This window comes from Segatella albensis DSM 11370 = JCM 12258 (genome assembly GCF_000426565.1).
Lineage (GTDB): Bacteria > Bacteroidota > Bacteroidia > Bacteroidales > Bacteroidaceae > Prevotella > Prevotella albensis.
On the sequence record NZ_AUFP01000002.1, the window covers coordinates 107,905 to 131,947 of the forward strand.

At 40.7% G+C, this 24,043-nt stretch carries 20 protein-coding genes; 12 read left to right on the top strand and 8 right to left on the bottom strand.

Annotation, left to right across the window (positions count from 1 at the left end; translation table 11 throughout):
• Positions 1–9: 9 nt before the first annotated feature.
• Positions 10–675 carry a sugar transferase gene (locus K333_RS0101990; protein ID WP_024989137.1) on the top strand — a complete coding sequence of 222 codons (666 nt, stop codon included), beginning with the start codon at positions 10–12 and terminating at the stop codon, positions 673–675.
• Here K333_RS0101990 and K333_RS0101995 read toward each other — a convergent pair whose 3' ends face one another.
• Positions 676–1,110 carry a lipocalin-like domain-containing protein gene (locus tag K333_RS0101995; RefSeq protein ID WP_024989136.1) on the bottom strand — a complete coding sequence of 145 codons (435 nt, stop codon included), beginning with the start codon at positions 1,108–1,110 and terminating at the stop codon, positions 676–678.
• Positions 1,107–2,681 (bottom strand): capsule assembly Wzi family protein, encoded by a 1,575-nt coding sequence (locus K333_RS0102000; RefSeq protein WP_027452265.1) that lies wholly within the window; start codon positions 2,679–2,681, stop codon positions 1,107–1,109. Before K333_RS0102000 ends, K333_RS0101995 begins: the two co-directional genes overlap by 4 nt.
• Positions 2,682–2,825: 144 nt before the next feature.
• On the opposite strand from K333_RS0102000, the gene K333_RS11715 reads away from it, so the two are divergent.
• A complete protein-coding gene (locus K333_RS11715) occupies positions 2,826–3,635 on the top strand; it encodes a hypothetical protein (RefSeq protein ID WP_024989135.1) in 810 nt (269 codons plus the stop codon).
• A gap of 295 nt (positions 3,636–3,930) precedes the next feature.
• On the opposite strand, the gene K333_RS0102010 is transcribed toward K333_RS11715, so the two are convergent.
• Positions 3,931–4,440: a histidine phosphatase family protein gene (locus tag K333_RS0102010; RefSeq protein ID WP_024989134.1), complete on the bottom strand. Its 510-nt coding sequence runs from the start codon at positions 4,438–4,440 to the stop codon at positions 3,931–3,933.
• Between the two features lie 98 nt (positions 4,441–4,538).
• Between K333_RS0102010 and K333_RS0102015 the strand changes: the two genes are divergently transcribed.
• Complete coding sequence (locus tag K333_RS0102015) at positions 4,539–5,168, top strand: DUF308 domain-containing protein (protein ID WP_024989133.1); 630 nt, start codon at positions 4,539–4,541, stop codon at positions 5,166–5,168.
• Between the two features lie 639 nt (positions 5,169–5,807).
• Here K333_RS0102015 and udk read toward each other — a convergent pair.
• Genes udk through K333_RS0102030 form a run of 3 tightly spaced genes read right to left on the bottom strand, consistent with a single transcriptional unit; the run spans position 5,808 to position 8,066 of the window.
• Positions 5,808–6,449, bottom strand: coding sequence for a uridine kinase (gene udk / locus K333_RS0102020; RefSeq protein WP_024989132.1), 642 nt, complete (start codon positions 6,447–6,449; stop codon positions 5,808–5,810).
• The gene (locus K333_RS0102025; RefSeq protein WP_024989131.1) at positions 6,446–7,021 is read right to left on the bottom strand and encodes a uracil-DNA glycosylase family protein; all 576 of its coding nucleotides are present in this window, start codon (positions 7,019–7,021) and stop codon (positions 6,446–6,448) included. Before K333_RS0102025 ends, udk begins: the two co-directional genes overlap by 4 nt.
• Positions 7,022–7,028: 7 nt before the next feature.
• A complete protein-coding gene (locus K333_RS0102030) occupies positions 7,029–8,066 on the bottom strand; it encodes an endonuclease/exonuclease/phosphatase family protein (protein ID WP_024989130.1) in 1,038 nt (345 codons plus the stop codon).
• Positions 8,067–8,223: 157 nt separating this feature from the next.
• On the opposite strand from K333_RS0102030, the gene K333_RS0102035 reads away from it, so the two are divergent.
• The 5 genes from K333_RS0102035 to K333_RS0102055 all read left to right on the top strand — a co-directional run bounded on the left by K333_RS0102035 (position 8,224) and on the right by K333_RS0102055 (position 14,881).
• Complete coding sequence (locus K333_RS0102035; protein ID WP_024989129.1) at positions 8,224–10,761, top strand: TonB-dependent receptor; 2,538 nt, start codon at positions 8,224–8,226, stop codon at positions 10,759–10,761.
• Between the two features lie 11 nt (positions 10,762–10,772).
• Positions 10,773–12,092, top strand: coding sequence for a DUF5689 domain-containing protein (locus tag K333_RS12845; protein WP_027452266.1), 1,320 nt, complete (start codon positions 10,773–10,775; stop codon positions 12,090–12,092).
• A gap of 35 nt (positions 12,093–12,127) precedes the next feature.
• Entirely contained in the window at positions 12,128–13,444 is a 1,317-nt protein-coding gene (locus tag K333_RS0102045; RefSeq protein WP_024989126.1) for a hypothetical protein, read from the top strand.
• A gap of 77 nt (positions 13,445–13,521) precedes the next feature.
• Positions 13,522–14,460 (top strand): DNA/RNA non-specific endonuclease, encoded by a 939-nt coding sequence (locus tag K333_RS0102050; RefSeq protein ID WP_024989125.1) that lies wholly within the window; start codon positions 13,522–13,524, stop codon positions 14,458–14,460.
• 169 nt (positions 14,461–14,629) lie between these two features.
• A complete protein-coding gene (locus tag K333_RS0102055; RefSeq protein ID WP_024989124.1) occupies positions 14,630–14,881 on the top strand; it encodes a type B 50S ribosomal protein L31 in 252 nt (83 codons plus the stop codon).
• A gap of 165 nt (positions 14,882–15,046) precedes the next feature.
• Here K333_RS0102055 and K333_RS0102060 read toward each other — a convergent pair whose 3' ends face one another.
• Together K333_RS0102060 and K333_RS0102065 are read right to left on the bottom strand one after the other, a co-directional pair.
• Positions 15,047–15,751, bottom strand: coding sequence for a hypothetical protein (locus K333_RS0102060; RefSeq protein ID WP_027452267.1), 705 nt, complete (start codon positions 15,749–15,751; stop codon positions 15,047–15,049).
• A 139-nt stretch (positions 15,752–15,890) separates the two neighbouring features.
• Entirely contained in the window at positions 15,891–16,367 is a 477-nt protein-coding gene (locus K333_RS0102065) for a hypothetical protein (RefSeq protein ID WP_024989122.1), read from the bottom strand.
• 323 nt (positions 16,368–16,690) lie between these two features.
• Between K333_RS0102065 and K333_RS11720 the strand changes: the two genes are divergently transcribed.
• The 4 genes from K333_RS11720 to K333_RS0102085 all read left to right on the top strand — a co-directional run bounded on the left by K333_RS11720 (position 16,691) and on the right by K333_RS0102085 (position 23,819).
• The gene (locus K333_RS11720; RefSeq protein ID WP_051230835.1) at positions 16,691–20,479 is read left to right on the top strand and encodes a helix-turn-helix domain-containing protein; all 3,789 of its coding nucleotides are present in this window, start codon (positions 16,691–16,693) and stop codon (positions 20,477–20,479) included.
• 276 nt (positions 20,480–20,755) lie between these two features.
• Positions 20,756–21,307 carry a glutathione peroxidase gene (locus K333_RS0102075; protein ID WP_024989120.1) on the top strand — a complete coding sequence of 184 codons (552 nt, stop codon included), beginning with the start codon at positions 20,756–20,758 and terminating at the stop codon, positions 21,305–21,307.
• A gap of 6 nt (positions 21,308–21,313) precedes the next feature.
• On the top strand, positions 21,314–22,261 hold the full coding sequence (trxB, locus tag K333_RS0102080; protein ID WP_024989119.1) for a thioredoxin-disulfide reductase: 948 nt from the start codon (positions 21,314–21,316) through the stop codon (positions 22,259–22,261).
• Positions 22,262–22,436: 175 nt separating this feature from the next.
• A complete protein-coding gene (locus tag K333_RS0102085) occupies positions 22,437–23,819 on the top strand; it encodes a TrpB-like pyridoxal phosphate-dependent enzyme (RefSeq protein WP_024989118.1) in 1,383 nt (460 codons plus the stop codon).
• The last annotated feature ends 224 nt before the right edge of the window (positions 23,820–24,043 follow it).

Consider the following 24,043-nt stretch of genomic DNA (forward strand, 5'->3'; position numbering starts at 1 on the left):
AAGGTGCTCATGAAGAATATTGAAACAAAATATATAGAACGATATAGTATCCACGGGAACGCAGATATAATAGGTAGTAGACTTTCGCAAACTAGCGTCATTATAAAAAGATGTTTTGAAATCCTCTTTGCTTGTTTAGCTCTCATTATCTCTTCTCCCGTCATGCTATTATGCTTTCTCGCTATTCGATGCGAAGACGGCAAACCTTCTATATTCAAACAGGAGCGTATAGGGAAACATGGGCGCCCATTCTATATCTATAAGTTCAGAAGTATGAGAAAGGATGCAGAAAAGGACGGTCCTATGCTTGCCAAACTCCATGGCGACAAAAGACTTACCAAGGTGGGACGCTTTCTTAGAAATCATCATCTAGACGAACTTCCTCAACTGTGGAATGTCTTCATCGGCAACATGTCGTTTGTTGGTCCAAGACCGGAACGTAAGTATTATATTGACAAAATCATGAAGAGAGACCCTAGATATCGGTTGATCCTACAAGTGAAACCGGGTCTTACCTCTTTTGCCACATTATATAATGGTTATACCGACAACATGGATAAAATGCTTCGGAGATTGAGAATGGATCTATTTTATATCCAGAAAAGATCTTTGCTTACCGATGCTTCTATCATCATAAAGACAATCTTTAAAATCCTTTTCGGTAAAATCTTCTAATTAGAATCTTCGGAAATACAGGCGGATACTATCTGACTTCAATATCATCTTTCCCCCTGACAGTTTCTCTACCTTATAATGCTCTTCGAGATGGAATATCCCATAATTGGCAAAATCTACCGGAACTTTTGTCAACAGAGAGTCACCACCCGTCTGATGTTCCATATACTTATACGGTTCACTTATCCACAAACTATCTCCCTTATGCTTGAATCTAAAATAGTAAGAATCTCCTCCACCAGACAACTGAAGGAGTTTTGCCTGTATAGCCCAAAAACGTCTTAAACCAGATACATCATCTTGCTTTTCCGTTGCCAACGTCTCGATAGAAACCATATTCCAGTTTCCGTCGAGTTCTCCATTGTCTATATATTCTAATTCACAAGAAGTGAGGGAAAACATCAAAACCACGAATAGAACAAATATCTTTTTCATAAACCTAGTACTCCTATTTTTGTAACTGTTATCTGAAATCCTGTATTCCGACCTAATATACTTCCAAAGTCCATAGCATAAGCACCCTTTACATCCCAATTTCGATGCAGATGGAATACACCTTCAAACATAACGCTGGCATTATGACGTATCTTGTCAAAAGCATAGTCATAAGTACCGAATCCTTCCTGCCATGTGGCCAATATTCTATAATCAAACGGCTGCACAGGATGCCCCGACAATCCCAGATGGAATCCCCAGAAGCGATTGTTCTCTACCATCAGCATACCATCCGTATTATACAGCGGAGAACGATACAACGGATTACCCATCACTTGTCCCCAATGTTGCCATCCCGGATATATATAATGGTTATAATAGTTATCCTTTCCAGCCACATGATCGCTTATTGTCTCCGTTCTGTCATGATATACAGGACCACTTTGATATCTTGTATAGATATATTCAAAGACAATATCACGAAGCCATCTACCTTGTTTGAGATTGATTTCTGTCCCTAACAGCATATCTTTCATGGGATAATGAAGTAAACGGAGCTTTTCACGCTTATTCCAATTCTCTCCCGTTCCATAACCGTCATAATCGAAGAGGAACATCATCGACTGATCTTCAAAGAAATGATCTATATATAAATGAGCTGCCCACTTATCCGTATCATAGTTCAAACGTGCCACCCAACTACCTAAGTCATCACCTGCCATATTCTCATAGAGTCCTTCTCCTTGATCACCACCACCAGGTATAAAAGAATGCCACATTCCCTTCAGCCCTGTTTCGCCTTGCCATATTCTTACGTTACCCGATGCGTCTGGTTCTCCATAAGCTGTTCCTCCATAAAGGGTGGCCATCTCCAGACCTAACTCTAAGCTCCAATGTTTGATCTTCTCTTTATTTCCTATCTTCAGATAACCGGCCTTACTATGAAACTTCACATCATCAGCATACTTATGATTACAAGATGTAAAATCATGTTGCCAGCGTTCATCGGTCTGCCATCCATAGGCTATATGTCCCTTCATATGCAACCAGCGTCCTCCGATGGGCAATGTCCAGTATTCGGGCAATGCGATACGCACTTGTGGTATCGGACGGGCATTGATTCCCAACGTCTGGGAGCCACTACTCAACGAGTTATTCTTTAATTCCATCGGATATTCTTTGCTACCTATGGTGAGCACGCCATGATGCCATCTCATTTCTCCATACGCCTGCTGTACCACAAACTTACTGGTATAATTCAATGGAACTACCAAGTCTATACCATATCCTATCCCCCAATGGCGATCGGAATCCTTAGATAAAGGGCGACAGATACTTCCGCGAAGATACCCGTTATTCTTTCTCAAGGAACTTAACCCATACTTATTGGCATTCAACCACAACGGAGTTTTCCCACTAGAGAAAGACCCCTGTGTTTCAACACAATATACCAAATTTTGTGTGAGATTATGATGCTTCTCTCCATCCACATTCGTCTGTCCTGTGTATTGCGCATACGATGGCAGAGACATCACAGACATGATAATATATATGATCGTTTGCAATCTCATGGTTTCACTCTTATTATGGTATAATAACGCTGTTACAGATCATTTATTTTAAACTATAGGGATTTTCCCCCTCTACTTTAGGGAAAATCCCCCCACATGGGTGAAATTTAAGAAGTAACTTTGCAAATAATAATTAATACGCATATGAAAAAGTTGATATTAGCCTTCATAGCACTGTTTACCATAACAGTATCAGCAAGCGCCATGAGTTATGAGCAAGCCCGAGAGCAAGCTCTCTTCTTGACGGATAAGATGGCGTATGAATTGAATCTTACAGATGACCAATACGAAGCCGCCTATGAGATCAACCTCGACTATCTGATGGGCATCAACAACTATAGCGACATTTACGGAAATTACTGGCAGCAACGCAATATCGACCTGCAATACATATTGTACGACTGGCAATACCGTAATTATCTCGAATGCTTGTATTTCTATCGCCCTATATATTGGGACGGAGATTACTGGCATTTTAGGATCTATGCAAGATATCCACACCGCAACTATTATTACTTCGGTCGTCCTCACTTCTATGCGGTCTATCGAGGCAGACATAGTTGGAAAAACAATAGTGGAAGAAGTTGGTATAAAGACAGAACCTATGGATACAGAGAAAACGGAAGATACTACGGAATGCGTGATGACTTCAACAACGGAGTATATGGACGCGGACGTTCTTTCGGCAATCTGGACAACCGATCCAACAATACGATACGGCAGAGTTCTACACGGACTACGGTAAGGAAAGGGAACAGTTTCGGAGAGAACAGAAGTTTCGGAAATGCTACCCGACCTTTTGAATCTACCCATCCGAGCAACACGTTTGGTTCAAGGGCAAATAGCTTCGGCAACAGTCGCTCTAACAATACATTTGGTTCAAGAGGTTTCGATAATTCCGCGAGGACTTCCGCACCAAACAGAGGTTCCGGGAGTTTCGGAGGACATCGATAAGATATCAAGAATTATGAAGATAGAAACAAGTTCAATATAATAGACAACAAATTAGAGAGTTATATAATAGAGAGTTATATTAAATCTTACGAGACGACTAATCAGAGAGTTATTTTAAGAGTTAATTATAATTCGCATGTGGAGTGGGTTTGTCGTGAGACACGCTCACTTTTTATGCAGTATTTTTGCTAATCCATACACATTAGCGAACTACAGGAATCATAGTCTTTAGATTGAATAAAGGGGTAACGTGGTTAACTGCGTTGACTACGCAGTTAACTACACAAGAGGATGTTCAGAGGTCGAGCACACGAACTTCAGCGTTCGTCATCTTCTGAACTTCGTTCATAGGTTTATGAAAATACACACTCTGTATTGCTTTGTTGATAATACCATGCCCTACAGCCAGGACTATTTTATCAGGATAAGTCACCTTAAGATAAGTCAGGAAGTTCTGCGCTCTCGATTTCAACTTCTCTAGCGATTCCACATTTTCCGGCCATTCTTTTACATCCTGCAGATCAGGGATAAACTTACCCGTGAAGTCTCCCCAGTCGCGCTCGCGAATCAGTGCAGTAGTCTCTACAGGTTTATGATGTGGCGCGGCAATGATCTCTGCCGTTTGGATACTACGATGCAAATCGCTCGAAATGAAAACATCAATATGGGCATCTTTCATCTGATCACGAACAATCTCTGCCTGATGTATTCCGTTTTCGTTAAGTTCTCCCGGGGTTTGTCCCTGTAGGATTTGTGCTGCGTTGTCTACGGTCTCACCGTGACGTACTAAATACAATCTTGTCATAATGAATGCAATTTGTGTGCAAAAATACAAAAGAATATGGGTTAACGATAAAGGTTTTGCGTTTTTTTATTATATTTGCACAAAACAAGAAAGAGAGTATGAAGATATTACAAAGTCATCTATTCAGAGCTATCTGCGCCATCATCATTGGTGCATTACTCATAAGATATCGTGAAGATATGGTACAGTGGCTGACAATAGCTATCGGTATCTTATTTTTCCTGTCGGGAGTGATCTCCCTTACCGTATATTATGCAGCATTGCGACAGCGTTCCGACACGATCGTCTATGATGCCCATGGCAAACAAATCTCCGGAATGAAGCCAAGTTTCCCTATTGTTGGATTAGGAAGCTTGATTTTGGGACTTATCCTTGCCTTCATGCCACATTCCTTTATCTCCGGTCTGATGTACATACTGGCAGCAATTCTGATACTGGGTGCTATCAACCAGTTCTTCAACCTTGCCTCTGCCCTGAAATTCAGTCGCATCGGTTTCTTCTATTGGCTGATGCCGTCTATCATCCTACTCACGGGCATTTACATCTGCATCAAACCTATGGACAGTGCATCACTACCTCTTCTCATCATCGGTTGGGGTATGCTGGTATATGGTGTCGTGGAATGCATCAATGCCTTCAAGATTCATACCTGTCATAAGACGTGGGAGGAACAAAATAAAATGGCACATGATGCCATTGAGGTGAAAGAGAGCGACACTGACAACTAAATAGTTATATAGTAAAAAGATAATAAGAAATTTTTCCATAGTCTTGTTGGAGACACCTTGCTTGCAGAGAACTCATGTTTAAATAACCTTTCATAGTTTAATTTTCATCTACAAAAAGAGGCTCATAATTCGCAAATTCAGAAATAATGACGAGTTGATTATGAGTATTAAAAATATGAACAAAACGTATTTACCTGATTTTCAGCGAGTTGAGATTTCCACCTTTGATTTCATTCTCGGAAATTACCGGATTTGCAGCATTTCTTAGTTAACTGCGTAAGGCTACAAACCTATTCGCGTAAGTTTACGAAGTTAACTGCGTAAGCTGATGCAGTTAACTTCGTTCAAAAACACAACCTTTTGAGGATTATTTTCGATGGCTTTTGAGAGTGAAAATGCAGTTATACGATCTAGATGAAGCATAATTCGGAACATTTTTTCTTTAACAGTTCCGCGATAAAGTTTAAAGATTGTGAACAAAATACTCAATTCTCATAAACTCGTGTATAACATAAACAGCACTCTGTTCAAATTCTCTTGCAGTTCGGACAAAAAAAGCCTTGTGTCAACAATGTCAAAAGACATGAGATACAAGGCCTTATATTTTTGGACTAACGTTTTCTAATATTACTTCCGATATTAGACTTCTTCCTGAGGAACCAACCCCTCAATATATTTACATAAGATTCCAATACCGGTAACGTTCTCACCTCCCTGTGGGATAATCAAGTCAGCATAACGTTTGGTAGGCTCGATAAACTGCTCATGCATAGGTTTCAACACCTTGAGATATCTGTCGACAACCATGCTCACGGTACGTCCACGGTCAATGGTATCGCGCTGAATATTACGAATCAGTCGTTCATCAGAATCGCAATCCACGAAAATCTTTAAGTCCATCAGGTCACGCAGTTTCTTATTCAACAAGGTCATGATACCTTCGATGATGATAACAGGCTTTGGCTCTACATGTACCGTCTCCGGAAGACGGTTACACTGGATGTAACTATACGTAGGCTGCTCTATGGCAATGCCCTCACGAAGATCATTGATCTGCTTATGCAACAACTTCCAATCGAATGCATCCGGATGGTCGAAGTTGATGGCATGACGCTCCTCCTCTGTCATATGACTCGTATCATTGTAGTACGAATCCAAAGGCACTACGGCTACATAATGTGGAGGCAACGCCTCAACGATTTTCTTTACTACTGTGGTTTTTCCACTTCCGGTACCTCCCGCGATACCAATAATTGTGATATGGTCTTCCTTTACGTTCATAATATCTCGTCAAACATAATTTTATAATATTCTGCTTTTTTCTCTACTGCTAAGGGATAGGCGCGACTACTGCTCGGCATTCGGTAAAGACGGAGGGTTCGTCCTTCGAAAGGAAACTCTACATACGACCCCATCTTCAATTTCTTCGCATCAATACCATAATGTTCTGTAAACACCTTCGTCGCCAACTGTCCTGCCGTAAGTACGCCCTTGCAATCCGGCAATGAGCGAAGCATACCGTCTAGGTCTGCTTCTTCTACGATCTCCAGATCTTTGTCGGAGGCATTGCCCTTTGTGCGACGTATCCGCAAAGCTGTATCAAAAATCGCGACACGCTTCTCTCGGAGAAATTCCTTCAATTCATCCAGACGATATGTCTTATGCGCTGTATCAACAAAATGTAGTTTGTCACCCCAAAAGACGATACCAAAGATACGCCACATATCGTTCATGAAATTGGGATAGTACCATTCCATACACCAACGCTTGGGGGATGGAGGGAAAGTACCCAGCATCAGCAATCGAGCATCAGCAGGAAGCCATGGTTCAAAAGGATGCGTTTCTATCTCCATGAATGTATTATTTTTTTTCCTTCAACAAATAGACAACTACAGGAAGGTGGTCGCTATAGCCATCGAGCCATACGCCGCCGGCACTGGTTCGCTTTGGACTGCCTTTATATTTCCCTTCGGTCTGGAAGAGATAATCACGACGGAAAATCTGATTCTTCCAATATTTTAATGTTGAGAAATCTTTCTTGCCTTTTTGGTTTAATAGATTTGGAGTCATCACAATCTGATCGAAAAGATTCCATGCTCCCTTATATGTCAAAGTACCTACACCTTGCTTCACCAACAGATTATACCATGGGTTGTACATGTCACCCTCGCCTACCTCGTCGACTTCTGGCTTACACTTGAGATATTGTGTCATGCTGGCATTGGTAGGATCATCATTAAGGTCTCCCATGATAAAGACCTTACGAGTAGGGAAAGCATGAAGAATAGAATCCTTGATAGCCTTTACCTGACGGGCTGCACTCTCACGATAGAATCCTGCACTGAATCTACTTGGCCAGTGGCATACAATAACGGTGACATCATCATCGGCCAACTTTCCCGTTACCGTGAGGAAGCCACGAGTGAAGAAGGCGCTATCCTTTTTCAATTCCTGAACATAAGGAAGGAGTTTGCTGTCGGTAACCTGAAACAACTGTGGATTATAGATTAATGCACAGTCTACTCCACGACGGTCAGGACCTTCGATGTGAACATATTTCATGCCACGCTTTGCCAAAGCCGGTTGAGCAACGAGGTCGCTCATCACGCGTGCATTTTCCACCTCACTCACTCCAATGAAGGCACAACCTACATTCGGAAGGACATCGGTACCCATCTCGGCAAGTACCTTCGACATATTATGAAGTTTATGTGAATACTTGAGACCGTTCCATCCTCTGGCTGGAAGATACTCATAATCGTTTTTCCCTTTGTCGTGACAAGTGTCGAAAAGGTTTTCCTGATTGTAGAAGCCCACTGCATAGCATGAAAACTTTTTCTGGGCAAAAGATGCCAAACTAACAAAGAGCAGAATGGCCAGTAAAAGCTGCTTTTTCATATTTTCTATTTATTTATCCTCAAAATCATTCTGCAAATATCGGTATTTATTCTTAAAAAAGCCATCTTTTAACTGAAAATTTAATCAAATTTCTTTTCTTTTTTAAAATTTATTTCGTTACTTTGCAGCCAAAGTATAATATTTATTAATAAAGACTATGCAGAAAAAGGTAAAAATCGCTGTGATGGCGTTCTGTTACAGTCCTTTGGTCTTCGCTCAAAATGTAAATTCTGAGAATCAAGCTAAAGCTCTTGACGAAAATGCCTTCACTTTCACCGAAGCACAGTTGGGTGAGGATGACAACATGTCTCAGAATGTTACCATCCTAAATTCAACAAACAATGCGTATGCATCTGAAGTGGGATTCCTATTCTCACCTATGCGTTTCCGTTATCGTGCATTAAACCAGAAGTACAATGAGGTCTATATCAATGGCGCTTCCATGAACGATATGGAATCAGGACAGTTCAGATTCTCTAACATCGGAGGTTTAAACCGTTTCACCAGAAACGTTGAGTTTGCTCTTCCTTTTGAATCAAACAACTTCGCTTATGGTAGTATTGCGGGTAGCAACAACTACGATTTTCGTGCTGGAAGCATGGGAGCAGGACAGTATATCTCCCTTGCCGGTGCTAATCGCAACTACACACTTCGTGGTATGTATACCTATGCTTCAGGCTTTAACGAGAAAGGTTGGGCTGTAGCTGCTGGTCTTACTTACCGCTGGGCTAACCATGGATATGTAGAGGGTACTTTCTATAATGCGCTTTCTTATTTCTTTGGCGTCCAGAAGAAATGGAACAATGGACATTCACTGAGTTTCACAACTTGGGGTAACCCTACCGAGCGCTCTACTCAGGGTGCTTCTACCGATGAGGCTTACTGGATGGCTAACGATTATTACTATAATCCATATTGGGGTTATCAGAACGGACATAAGCGTAACTCTCGCGTCGTTAACGACTTTGCTCCTTCTGGCATCCTTACCTGGGACTGGGACATCAACGATAAAACGAAGTTGACTACTTCTGTCTTTGGTAAATATAGTATGTATAAGAGCACTAAGTTGAACTATAACAATGCAGAGAATCCTCAGCCTGACTACTGGAAGAATATGCCTAGTAGCTACTATGATGTATGGGGAAACTATAATGCAGCCGACGAGGCTCAATGGCAACGCTCTTACGATTACTGGACTAGCATGAAGATGCATCGCCAGATCAACTGGGACCGTTTGTATTATGCCAACAAAAATACTGACGGTGATGCTATCTATTACATACAGGCTAAGCATAATGATAACTTGATGCTGAGTATGTCTTCTGCTTTGACTCATAACTTTACTGAGAAGCAGACTCTGAATGTTGGTATCAACCTTGCTGCCAACACAGCTCGTCACTATCAGACTATAGATGATTTGCTCGGTGCTAGTCAGTTCCACAATATCAATACTTATGCTGTAGGTGAGTATGCTCTTTCTAACCCACTCGTTCAGTATGACCTGAATACCGTTGATGCAAATGGTAATGCAAAATCTGTTGGCGTCGGTGATACTTTCGGTTATGATTACCGCCTCAACGAGCGTAAAGCTTTGGGATGGTTAAGTTGGAGCGAGGTATTCGGTATCGCTCACTATACTGCTGCTGCCAAGATTGGTTATACAAATATGTATCGTAACGGATATATGCGCAACGGTTTGTTCGCTGACAACTCTTACGGTAAGAGCAAAAAGGCTGACTTCGTGGATGGCGGTGTCAAGTTGAGTTCTTCTTTCGCTATGGCTCCTGGTCATACCTTGGCTTTGGGTATCGGATATGAGAAGCATACACCAACAGCCGCTACTGCTTTCTCGGCTCCTGAGATGAACAACGACTTCGTACTCAACTTGAAGAATGAGAACATCTATAGCGCTGAAGCTAGCTATCAGTTCCAGAACGGATGGTTACATGCTAACATCGGTGGTTACTATAACTATATGAGTAATGGTACGGAGTGGCAGAACTTCTACTTCGATGATGTTAACTCTTTCACTTACGTAAGTCTTACCGACCTTCGCAAAGCTTATTATGGTTTAGAGGCTGGCTTGAACGCAAAACTTACTTCATGGTTGAACTTCAAGGTTGTAGGTACTATCAGCGAGGCTAAATATCTGAACAATGCTACCGCAACATATTTGATCTCTACAAAAGCCAACGTCACTTCAGAGACTGTCTACAGCAAGAATATGCGCGAGAGTGGTACTCCTCTGAAGGTTGCCAGCTTGGGTCTTGACTATCATCTCGGTGGCTGGTATATCGACTTGAACGCTAACTATTATGATGATATCTATCTCTCTTGGTCTCCTAGCATGCGCTACGAAAGCACTTTGAAGACTACAAAGAGCATCGACATCAATACCGGTGAATATATCGCTCCTGAACAGGCTAAGGGTAAAGGTGGTTGGATGGTAGACGGAAGCATCGGCAAGAGCTTCAGACTGAGAAACGGTCATCAGTTGAACTTCAACTTCTCTATAACCAATATTCTGAACAACCAGAAGATGGTATCAGGCGGTTATGAACAGAGTCGTAGCGACTATACCGTAACCGATGCCGGAGATTACAACAAGGCCCGTACCTATAAGTTCTCTAAGAACAGCAAGAAGTATTATGTATTCGGTACCAATGGAATGTTCCAGGTATCTTATAGATTCTAAAATAGAAAATCATGAAGAAATTTAAATATATCGCATTAGGACTCACGGGGCTGCTCTTCGCATCTTGTATGGGTGCAGACTATGCTGATCCGGACGATAGCATTCCACCATATGGTAACAATTCTATCATAGGAACCAATATCATCAGCATCGACTCTTTGAAAAATATCAACGAGTATGCTAATGCTATCGATAACAATGGCTATAAACTCATCGACCAGGATATCCAAATCAAGGGTATCGTAACGGGTAACGATAAGATGGGAAATATCTATAAGGAGATTTCTCTACAAGATAAGACGGGTGCTATCTTGATTCGCGTAAATCAGGGTGGGCTCTTCGCTACTCTCCCTGTAGGTCAGGAGGTTCTCATCAATCTGAAAGACTTATACATCGGTGGATATGGCAAACAGGCTCAGCTCGGTTTGCTGTATAATGGTTCGGTAGGCTATATCGACCGCTATAGCTTCAACAAGTTCTATCGTCTGATGGGTAATCCAGACAAGGCTAAGGCTGAGGCTCTTGCTGAGGAATTCGACCTGAACAAGGTTAACGACGAAACTTATCTCAAGAAGAATGCCGGTAAACTGATGTATATTAAGAATGTGGCTTTTTCTGACGCTAACGGTAAGAATACATACGCTCCTAAAGGTAGCGACCAAAGCATTAACCGTGGTTTGAAGAATGCAAAGACTAGTCAGAACATTTCTACTTCCAACTTGGTGGTACGCACAAGTACTTATGCTAAGTTTGCTAATGAGGTGTTACCAAGTGGTAGCGTGGACATCACGGGTATCTTCACACGATTCAACAAGACTTTCCAGATCTTGCTCCGCGGAACTGATTCTACAGAGATCTGCCCAAGTCTGAAACCTTTCCTCACTGAATCATTCGGTGAAAGCCAGGGGCAATTCTCCATCGACAACATTGCATTGAGCGAAGGTGTTGACCATGTGTGGGCATGGGCTTCTGCACAATATGGAATGAAGGCTTCTGCTAATATCAGCAAAAAGAATTATGCTACACAGAGCCGTTTGGTTTCTCCTGCTATCGACTTGAGCAAAGCAAAGGGTGCTACCTTGACTTTCGATCAGGCAGGTAAATTCTTCAGCACTTATGCCAACGACTGCAAAGTTCAGGTGTCTACAGACTTAAAGAACTGGACTGACCTTACTGTGTCTGAGGAGTTGACTGGTAAGAACTGGAACTTCGTGACAACTACTTGCGACTTAAAACCTTATGTCGGCAAGACTATCTATATCGGATTCCTTTACACCAGTACTGCTGAAGCTGCTGCGACATGGGAAATTAAGAATGTAACAGTAGAATAATACTCATCAAGTAAAAAAAACAAAAAACAATAAATATGAAAAAGCTTATTTGTTCAATGTTTGCATTGGCAATGACTGCCATGACATTCGTAAGTTGTGAGGATGTTCCTATGCCTTACACTCTTCCTACCGATAATGGTGGAAAAACCGAAGATACCGTTGCTGCTACCGGTACCGGTACTCAGGCAGACCCTTACAACGTTGCTGCCGCAGTAAAGTTGATCAAAGGTCTTGAGGCTGGCATACAGACTGAAACTGCTATCTACGTAAAAGGTAAGGTGAAGAGTTTCGCTAGTGACTATGCTTCTGCTATCAGCGGATTCGGTAACGCTAACTATTATATCACCGATGATGGCAACAACGAGTTGTACATCTTTCAGAGCTATTACTTAGGTGGTGCGAAATTTACTTCAGCAGACCAGCTCAAGGAGGGTGACGAGGTTGTTATCTATGGTAAGTTCGTAAACTATAAGGGTAACACTCCTGAGACTGTAGGTAAGGGCGCTTCTCATATCTATTCTCTGAATGGCAAGACTTCTTCCACCAACACTCCTACTGTTACCGAGGAACAGAAAGGTGATGGTACTCTGGCTAAGCCTTACAACCCTGCTGCAGCATACGTAAAAGCTTCTTCTCTCGACGGTGAGGGTAAGATCGAAAACGTTTATGTTTCTGGTATCGTTTCTAAAGTTGAGGTGAGCACACAGTTTGGTAACGCTACTTACACCATCTCTGAGGATGGCAAGACTACCGGTACTCAATTCTCTATCTACCGCGGTTTGTATCTCGAGGGTGCTAAGTTCAAATCTGCCGACCAGTTGAAGGTTGGTCAGAAGGTTGTTGTATTGGGTACTCTTGTAAACTACATGGGTAACACTCCTCAGATGACAAAAGATAGTAAGTTGATCTCTGTCGAAGGTGAGGGTACTACTCCTGAGGCTGACGATGAAATCGCTGTCAGCAGCTTCGGTTTGGGCAACACCACAGATTGGGGCACACAGACTATGGCTGATGGAACCAAGATTATCGCTGATAAGGGTACCGGAAGCAATGTTCCTAAGTATTATAGTGCAAGCAATGGTACAATCCGTATGTATCCTGGTAACTCGCTGACCTTTGAGGCTACCAAGAAGATTGAAAGCATCGTATTCACATGCGACAGCAGCAATGGTACAAACTATACTGCTGAAGGTAAAGTTACGGTTACTTTTGGTACAGTCGCTCTCAATGATCTTGTATTTACTATCAGCGGAATCAACAACACAAAGGTAACGATTACAAATAGTAATACCGCTACCGGAAGTAAAACTCAGCTCAGAATAAAAAGCTTCAAGATCGTCTACGCTAAGTAATTTAGATAAACTTTCATAAAAAAAAATGTAGGATGCGAAAATCTTTGTATTTTTGCATCCTATTATTTTTTGTACGTATGAAAAGAAATAAGTTTTATCTCATAGCTCTTGCAGCTCTGACAGTTCTTGCAGGATGCAGTAACGACACGGAAACTACAGACGGTGACAGCGAAATCAACATCAACAAGAATGTTGTAACAGGCAATCTACCTTCTGAAGTTACACGACTGGAGTTTCCGAAACTAAAGGACGGAAACAATTGCGTCATTGTGCATTATGCAAAAGAACCGGGAGGTACTAACAAGGACGTTAACTATGCCGTGGAATGGGATACTAAGAAGAAGGCTAACAGATGGACTTGCTACATCATGACGACTAACAATCAACAGGATATCGTCAAAAGAAAACCTTATACATCAACAGCAGACCAATATCCACAAGACCCGAATCTGCCAAATTCATACCGATTCTCCACAGACCCTTTCAGAGGTTCCGGATATGACCACGGACATCTATGTCCGTCAGCAGACCGATTATACTCAAGAGACGCAAACGATCAAACTTTCTATCTGACGAATATGATTCCGCAACCTCATGACTTTAATGCTGGTATGTGGGAGAAAATGGAAGCTGAAGTAAGAAGACTCCTAGAAAAGCAAGTAAGCTTTGATTTGAGTCATTACAAGGTTGACAAAGATACTTTGTTCGTCGTAAAAGGTGGCACAATGGATAAGAGCGACCAAATAGCAAGGACGCTCAGCAATGGCTTGATCGTGCCAAAATATAATTATTGCGCTCTTCTCATGAAATGCCATGATGGATATATGGCCATGGGATTCTGGTTCGACCAAACTAAAAACTATTCGGATTCTGATAAACCAGAGAACTATATCGTAAACATCGATGAACTGGAATCTCTCACAGGGATAGACTTCTTCTGTAACCTACCCGATGAGATTGAAAATCGTATAGAAAGACTTCCACGGGAAAACTTGAAAAGAATCTGGGGATACTAACAACTCTCGTGGTTCCTTTAAAATATATTGATAATATGCAAATAACTCGCAAATTATTTGCTAATTCCCAAAAATCTTCGTAAATTTGCGCCCGATTACGCTCTAAGAGTCGTAAAAGACCCCGAAACGTGATATAACATTATTAATAATATTATAATTTTAAATTAAAATGAAAAAAGGTATTCATCCAGAAGACTATCGTCCCGTCGTATTTAAGGATATGTCCAACGGCGATATGTTCCTTTCACGTTCTACATGCAAGACTACAGATACAGTAGAATTTGAAGGTGAGACTTACCCAGTAGTAAAGATTGAAATCTCAAGCACTTCTCACCCATTCTATACAGGTAAGAGCAAGCTTGTTGATACTGCAGGTCGTGTTGACCGCTTCATGAACCGTTACGGTAAGTTGAAGAAGTAATATATACCTTTTTGATTTAAGGATATATTAAGTACGAAAGTGCATTTAGACGTAGTTGCATATGCGTTTGAATGCACTTTTTCTATGCCCATAAAAAAAGGTCGCACAACTCTCGTTGCACGACCCACAGCTAATCTCAAGTTAATTCTCGCAAGTGGAGTTTTGTTATCTCCTTATCAATTTCTTTTCACCCTTTATCTCTTGCTTCTGTAAATCCGTACTACCGAAATTGCGAATAGAAGAAGCCCTCGTTGAAGACTTGGCGCTCTCTGTACGGGTCAAGTCGATATAAATCATATCTTTGTTGTTGGTCCCTGCCATATATCCTCTGAAGATACCTGTAGATTCTTCTAGACGGAAACCATAAGTGCTGGCACTGATGTCCATCACATAAGTAGATCCACTGGCATACTTTATATATATGTTACCATTATAGTCGATATACCAAGTAAACTTTAAAGTCTGTCTCTCATTTCCCGATACGTCTATCTCCACACCTGTACCTTTGATCGCATTAGTATTCGCCTGTACGAATGTCATCGCTACATCAAAAGAAGCTTGTTCACCAGTAGTTCCGTTAGTAAACTGCATCTGTCCGGTCCACTTACCACTCAACACCTGAGCCTCATCGAGAAGGGTGTTACCTTGCTGTCCGCCACCATTATAGTTTCCACCATTGTTGTAATAACCGTTATTCCAGTTATAATAGCCATTACTATATCCATACCACCAAGGTGTATGATCGCCATACCAAGGTCTGTCATACCAATAGCCACTATCATCATACCAGTAGTCGCTATCACAACTTGTCATCATAAGAGGCGATGTTGCTACCATCAGCATCAATATAAAATGAGTAAACCTTTTCATATCTTTCCATTTTTAAATTCTACTTTTATCTTGTTTTCAATAGCAAAAGTAAACAAAATCCCCATAGCTAGATAGTATTTTTTCCTATTTTGCTATGGGGATTTCCCTATTCTATTTAGTAAGTTGCCGATATGTCTGTTTATCGCTTGTTTTCTATCGCCCCTTTGGCATAACTATCATAGTTTCTGCTATCAGAGATTAGGTCAATATTGACGTTACGCCCAGATCCATCATCAATATAACCACGGAGATGACCACCATCGGTCGTGATGCCATAGATATAGAACCTGCGACCATTCTCAAAAGTGATCTCTACCTCACTACCCTTTACCCAATATTCAAAACGAGAACGAGAAGCACTCTGATTATTACGAGTGAAATCTATTTCATAACCATGACCATGACGAGAACCTAGGTCTCCACTAAAATGAAAGATGGTGTAATAATGGCCTCCTTGATCCAAACTCCACCAACTCTTATAGTAATTGGTAGAAATCGTACCTCTCCACGTGCCTTGGATATTCATTGCAATCATCTGATCTTCATCACATGATGTAAAACACATGCTCATCAATGCTACAAATGCTATTGATAATAAAATCGAAAGTCTTTTCATAACTGTTTTTTATTAATCTTTAGTTTATGCTGCAAAGGTAGAAATTATTTCCCGCCTAGACTCAAGAATATTCATATTATTCGTATAGAATTCCCCATTTTATCAGAGGGAATCCCTATAAATGATGAAAAAAGCGAAAAACACTTGCTTTTATAAAAATTAATTATTATTTTTACTCCCAAAACAGTATTCGCATTTGATCATTAGATTAATTTAATACCAACGGAATGAGATTTTGTGGAAGGATTATATTACTTATTTTTCTCTTAGCGTGCTCTATTATCGATAAAGCGCAACCTTTTTGCGATGTTCGAAAATATTCATTGACGGATGGTTTAGCTGCCAATACGATTGCTGACTTTAAGCAATCTAATGATAAATTGATGTGGTTTGGTACTTGGAACGGACTTTCCTATTACGATGGATATACTTTTAAGACTTTTCGCGATGGACCAGACGATATAGACTGGATCACAACGAATCGTATCCGTTCTATTCATCCCAACTCTCATAATGATATTTGGTTTATCACCTACGACCATCGACCTTATATTTTCACTACACACGATATACAGTTTATCAATGTGGCTGCATCGCTACGTGAACGCCTCAAGACGACGTTGCTCGTCGATCAGGTATATACCTTGCAGAATGCTACTTGGCTGGTGAGCAAGGACCATAAGATATTGATCCGCTCCAACGAATTGTTAAAAGGTGCTCTTAAAGACGAATGTGAGATATTTATTGCCGGAAAAAGTATCTATCGGGGAGGAAAAGTGTTCTATATCAAGAACGACTCACATGGTCGCGAATGGGTCCTTACAACCAAAGGTACTTATGTGTATAGTCCATACCAAAAACCTTTCTATTGTAACGTTTCGTTCTTCTGGTTGGAGAATATCGGGAAACGTGTGTTCCTAGCATCAAAAACGGGAGAACTTGCGGAATACATTGGTGAGAATCAAATGAAATGGTGCAAGATTCCATCTGAAATCAAAGAAATTCGAGAAATCAAAGTGTACGACAAAAACACACTGTTACTGGCTACGAATATCGGTTTGGTAACCTTCGATGTGAACAGGGGGACAACAAGGATGTGGAATTTGCAAAATCCGAACAATCCATCGACTGAAGTCACGAGCATCTATGTCGACACCCATAAGAACATCTGGGCGTTTACTAAGGGCTCCGGCATCACACGTATCAATCTGAAAGATAACACGAGTCAATGGATGCAAGCTGACCTACCTGAAGAAAAGGCAACCCGAACGGATCTCGAACTCATCTTAGAGGATGAGTATGGTGTACTATGGATGATACCTCGACATGGTACCTTCTGCTACTATGACACAAAGAAGAAAGAACTCGTACCTTATATGTTGACGACAAATAACGCAGCCAACTATCCTGTAAGAAGGATCAACAAATATGTCATCAGCGACCAACGGATATTATGGATAACAGGATATTATGATTTGGTACAAATCAATTTCAATTATCAGACCTATCTTGAAAGTAAACTGGATAGGGGGATATCCAGTGTACGCTCTATTCTTTTGGACAGCAAAAAGCGATACTGGAATGGATACAAGAATGGTACGATACAGATACTCGATAAAGATAAGCATATCCTGGGATATTTGAACTCAGCGGGACAGATTCAGCATGAACAGACGACATTCGTAAACTCTGGTGTCTACTCGCTCTACGAGGACAACAAACATCGCATATGGATAGGTACCGACAAGGAAGGATTATATGTCCTGAATACAGGTAACAAGCTTACACGTTTTATGCCAGATGCGAAGGACAGGTATGCTCTAAAAGGAAATAAGATATATGACGTGCAAAGCGACAAGAAAGGGAGGCTCTGGGTAGCAACCTTTGGTGGTGGATTGAATCTGGTTGACGAAAGTACAGGAAAAATTAGATTCATCAACACGAACAATACTCTATCGTTACCAAAGAATAAATTTACGAATTGTAGAAGGATATTCTTAGGCAACCACGATGAAATCATTATCGGGACAACAGATGGTCTGGTTTCTTTCTCGGATAAATTCAAGAGTCCGGACAAGATCAAATATTTTCTTTCACGACATATCGAGAACGATACCACTTCGCTATTGTCTGACGACGTGATGAGTTTGATTATCCGACCAGACGGTTGTACCTTCGTGGCGACAATGGGAGGAGGACTTCAGTTTGCCAAACTTCCTACCCTACTCAAGGATAATCTGCAGCTTACCTATGTAAGAGCCATAAACCCTGAGGAAGGTATTATACAAAGCATCATCGAAGACAAAAATAAAAATATATGGTTGATACGAGAATCGAGTATCGACAAGTTTAACCCTGTCACAAATCGCATGAACATATATGGGCCTAACGACTTCTGTAATGATGCGGAATTTACTGAGGCTAGACCTGTAAAGGATATAGAATCCGACGAGATAAGTATTGGAACGAACCGAGGGGCATTTACTTTCAAGCCTACTACTTTAATACAATCCAACTATAGTCCGGAAGTGATGTTCACAAGTGTACATTATCTAGATGGTACTGAGCAACCTATCTTAAACGTAAACGTACTCGAGATACCTTCTGATAAGCGTAACCTTACCATCAACTTTGCATCGCTCGACTATACTCGCAATTATCAGATGAAATATGCTTATCGTATCAAAGAGGAAGGAAGCAAATGGCATCTGTTAGGAGAAAATCATAGTATATCCTTCAACCGTATCCCTCATGGTACTTTCACGATTCAGGTAAGGGGTACCAACACACATGGTATATGGAGTAAGAAGGTGAAGGACTTAAAAGTACATGTAGAGGCAACCTTCTGGGAAAGTATCATAGGAAGAATCGTACAGATCATATTCGTCCTATTTATCATCTTCTGGATTGTGTACTTCTTCATCCTGAGAAACCAACATGGTATAGACAAGAAAATCAATAAACTAAAGACTAAGTTCTATTCGAATGCGTCTCATCAGTTGCGCACCCCTCTTACTCTTATCGGCGGTCCTATCGACGAAGTATTACAGAAGGAACCTTCTCTCAGCGAGAGCAGTAAGGAACTGCTGAATATCGTAAGGAGAAATACAGCAAAAATGCTCGATATGGTAAACCAGATGCTAAACTATAGCATTGATGGTAAAAACTACATTGATGATATTATAGACGATGGTAATGCAAGATATTTCATGGTGAACGACTCTGCACAAACTACCACCAACATAAACGAGAACTCACGTGAAAAGGAAAATACTATCCTTGTCGTAGAAGATAATAAAGACTTACGCACTTATCTATATAATATATTGTACAACGACTACAACGTGATCTTAGCAGAAAACGGATACATCGGTATAGAAAAAGCCAGAAAATATATGCCTGACTTTATCATTACCGATATCACGATGCCTGTTCTTGATGGACTTACCATGATACGCATGATTCGTGAAGATTCTGATATCAATCATCTGCCTATCATCATTCTGTCTGCCCGTGCATCTGAGAAAGACAGGAACCTAGGCAATGAACTGGGGGTCTTGGGATATATCACCAAGCCTTTCTCGGCTACTTATCTGAAAGGACGAGTAGATAATTTTATCGCTCAACGTAAAGCGATGCAACAGCAGTTACTGTTCAAGATAAGAATCTTGAACAATGAAGAAAATAGTAATCAGCAAAACAGTCTGAATGACTATCATCCAAATGCCGGAATATATAATGAAGATGGGCTCCAATATCAAGATGAGAAATCTTCTATACAAGGGATAAATGACAAGGTGATACAGAAAGTGATACTATATCTTGACGAGAACTTGAGTAATCCTAATTTAAAGATAGACCATATAGCTATCGAGATGGGAATGAGCCGAAGTGTATTATATAGTAAAATTAGAAATGCCGTTGGTATGTCACCAGTAGGATTCGTAAGACATATCAGAATATTACGCGCAGAAGAATTGATAAGTCAAACAGAGGATTCCTTCTCACAAATCGCATATGCCGTAGGATTCTCTGACCCTAAATATTTCACCAAAGTATTTAAGAAAGAGACCGGTATGACCCCAAGCGAATATCGTGATTCGAGCAAATAAACGAAAAAAGGTAAAATTTCCACCTAGATAAACGGAATTTACTACCTTCGAAAAGAATAAACTCTTATCTTTGCAACAGTTCTTAGAAAAGTTAAATGATAGATTAATCGTAAGACTTCCACATTTTTAGAAGTCTGAAAAGTATTCCGGACGTTGTGAAACGTCCGGTTTTTTTTAAACTTAAATAATGTCAATTGTTGAGTTAAGGCTAAAAAAATTATTATATTTGCAATCATAGAACGGAATATAAGAATTATACATATAATACAAAAGAAAATGAGAACAGTTTACGAATTCTCTGTAAAAGACAGAAAAGGTAAAGATGTGTCACTAAAAGAGTATGCTAACGAGGTTTTACTCATCGTCAATACTGCTACAAAGTGTGGATTCACTCCACAATACGAAGAACTGGAAAAACTATACGAGACTTATCATGCACAAGGTTTCGAAATTCTCGATTTCCCTTGCAACCAGTTTGGTCAGCAGGCTCCTGGTACCGACGAGAGTATTCATAAATTCTGCAAGCTGAACTATGGTACGGAATTTCCACGATTTAAGAAATTAAAGGTAAATGGTGATGATGCTCACCCATTATATAAGTTTTTGAAAGAACAAAAGGGGTTCGCTGGTTGGGATGAGTCACATCCTATCTATCCTGTCCTTGATAAAATGCTTTCTGAAGCAGATGCTAACTATAAGGATAATCCTGACATCAAATGGAATTTTACTAAATTCCTGATCAACAAAAAAGGACAGGTAGTAGCTCGCTTTGAACCTACAGAGAAGATTGAACATATTGCTCAACAGATTGAAGAACTTCTAAAATAAAAAGATATGGCTGACAGAGAATATACAAGATGCCTGATTATCGGTTCTGGCCCTGCTGGTTATACAGCTGCCATTTACGCTGGTCGTGCAAATCTGCAACCTATAGAGTATTGTGGTCTGCAGATTGGCGGACAACTCACAACAACAACTATTGTGGAAAACTTCCCTGGCTATCCACAAGGCGTAGACGGAAATCAGATGATGATGGATCTGCGCAGTCAGGCTACAAACTTTGGTGTGGACATCCGTGATGGTGTTATCACCAAGGTAGATTTCTCCAAGAAACCTTATGTCGCTACTACTGACAGAGGCGCAGAAATAGAAGCTGAATCTATTATCATCGCAACAGGTGCCACAGCAAAGTATCTGGGACTCGATGATGAGAAGAAATACATGGGACAAGGTGTTAGCGCATGTGCTACATGCGACGGATTCTTTTATCGTAAAAAGGTTGTTGCTGTGGTAGGTGGCGGAGATACTGCTTGTGAGGAAGCTAACTATCTAGCTGGACTTGCCAGTAAGGTGTACATGATCGTACGTAAACCATATCTTCGTGCCAGTGAGGTAATGAAGAAGCGCGTGGAGGAAAACGAAAAAATCGAAATCCTTTATGAAACAAACACCTTAGGCCTATTCGGTGACAATGGTGTGGAAGGTGCTCATGTTGTATACCGTAAAGGAGAAAGTGACGAAAAGAAATATGACATCGCCATAGACGGATTCTTCCTTGCTATCGGTCATAAGCCACAAACTGATATCTTCAAGGGTAGTATGGATATGGACGAACAGGGATTCATCAAAGTAAATGGTATCAACCAGAAGACAAACATTGATGGTGTATTCGCCGCAGGAGATGTCTGTGACCCTCATTATCAACAGGCTATCATTGCTGCCGCAACAGGAGCTAAAGCAGCTTTAGATGCTCAGGAATATCTGAATCAGATAGGGAAATAATATCCAAGATATACTCCAAATAGAAAAGCTGTGCTAATAATCTTATAAGTTAGCACAGCTTTTTTCGTACTTTCATATCATTCTGTCGTTTTTCTCATTTATTTTATATACTTTTGTAAGTAATTTGATCATTTAACGCAAATATTAAAAGACCAATAACTAAAATAATCATATTATGAGACAAAAGAAATTTATTCTACAAGAGAAAGACATTCCTTCACAATGGTATAATATTCAGGCCGACATGGTCAACAAACCGATGCCTCCTCTAAATCCGACTACACATGAGCCAATGAAGGCAGAAGACTTGATGCATATCTTCAACGAAGAATGCTCTAAACAGGAATTAGATCAGAAACATGCATGGATAGATATTCCGGAAGAAGTTCGCGACAAATATACATTTTACCGTTCTACTCCTCTCGTTAGGGCTTACGCATTAGAAGAAGCACTCAACACTAAGGCTCATATCTACTTTAAAAACGAATCTACAAATCCTTTAGGATCTCACAAAATAAATTCTGCTCTCCCTCAATGTTACTATTGTAAGCAAGAAGGCGATACTAACGTAACGACGGAAACGGGTGCTGGACAATGGGGAGCAGCGCTAAGCTATGCCGCTAAATTGTATGGACTTGAAGCTGCTGTGTATCAGGTAAAAATCACGATGCAACAAAAACCATATAGAAGTATCATCATGCGTACCTTTGGAGCGACTGTGGAAGGTTCCCCTTCGATGTCAACACGTGCAGGAAAAAATATCATCACACGAGATCCTCAACATCCGGGTTCATTAGGAACTGCTATCAGCGAGGCTATAGAATTGGCTACAACTACTCCGGGTTGCAAATACACTTTGGGAAGTGTGCTCAACCATGTGGCCCTGCATCAGACCGTTATCGGATTAGAGGCAGAAAAACAAATGGAGATGGCTGGTGAATATCCCGACAAGGTAATTGCTTGCTTCGGTGGAGGTAGTAACTTCGGAGGTACGGCATTCCCTTTCATGCGACATATTTTCGATGGTAGTCACAAAGATACAGAGTTTATCGCCGCAGAACCTGCGAGTTGTCCTAAACTGACAAGAGGTAAATTTGAATATGATTTCGGTGATGAGGCTGGATACACACCTCTTCTTCCGATGTATACCTTAGGACATGACTTTAAACCTGCCAACATTCATGCTGGTGGTTTGCGATATCATGGTGCTGGTATGATTATCTCGCAATTACTGAAAGACGGATATATGCACGGCGTAGATATTCCGCAGTTGGAGACATTTCAGGCTGGTATGTTGTTCGCACGTACAGAGGGCATTATTCCTGCACCTGAAAGTTGTCATGCCATTGCCGCAACAATACGAGAGGCTAAGAAGGCCAATGTAGAAGGAAAAGCTCCTGTAATCTTGTTCTGCTTGAGCGGTCATGGACTCATTGATATGCCTTCTTATAATAGTTACATCAATGGTGACCTCATGAACTATAACGTTACCGAAGAAGAAATTGAAAAATATCTGAAAGGAGTACCTCAGGTGGATATGAATAGCCTTAAGCTATAAACAAAAAAAATCAGGACTCATAGTAATATGCTCACGCACCTTAACTATTAGTCCTTCATCTTCTAAAATCCTTCGTTTATCAGGACCGATGTCCTGGCGAAGGTTCGCTTTTTTTAAGTGGTCTTCTAATTAACTACTCTTGAGTTAATTCATTCGCATTAAACATCTTATTACTTATTCTCTATTTTGTAAAAGCCCCGACGTCTTTACTCTGTTTCACGTAG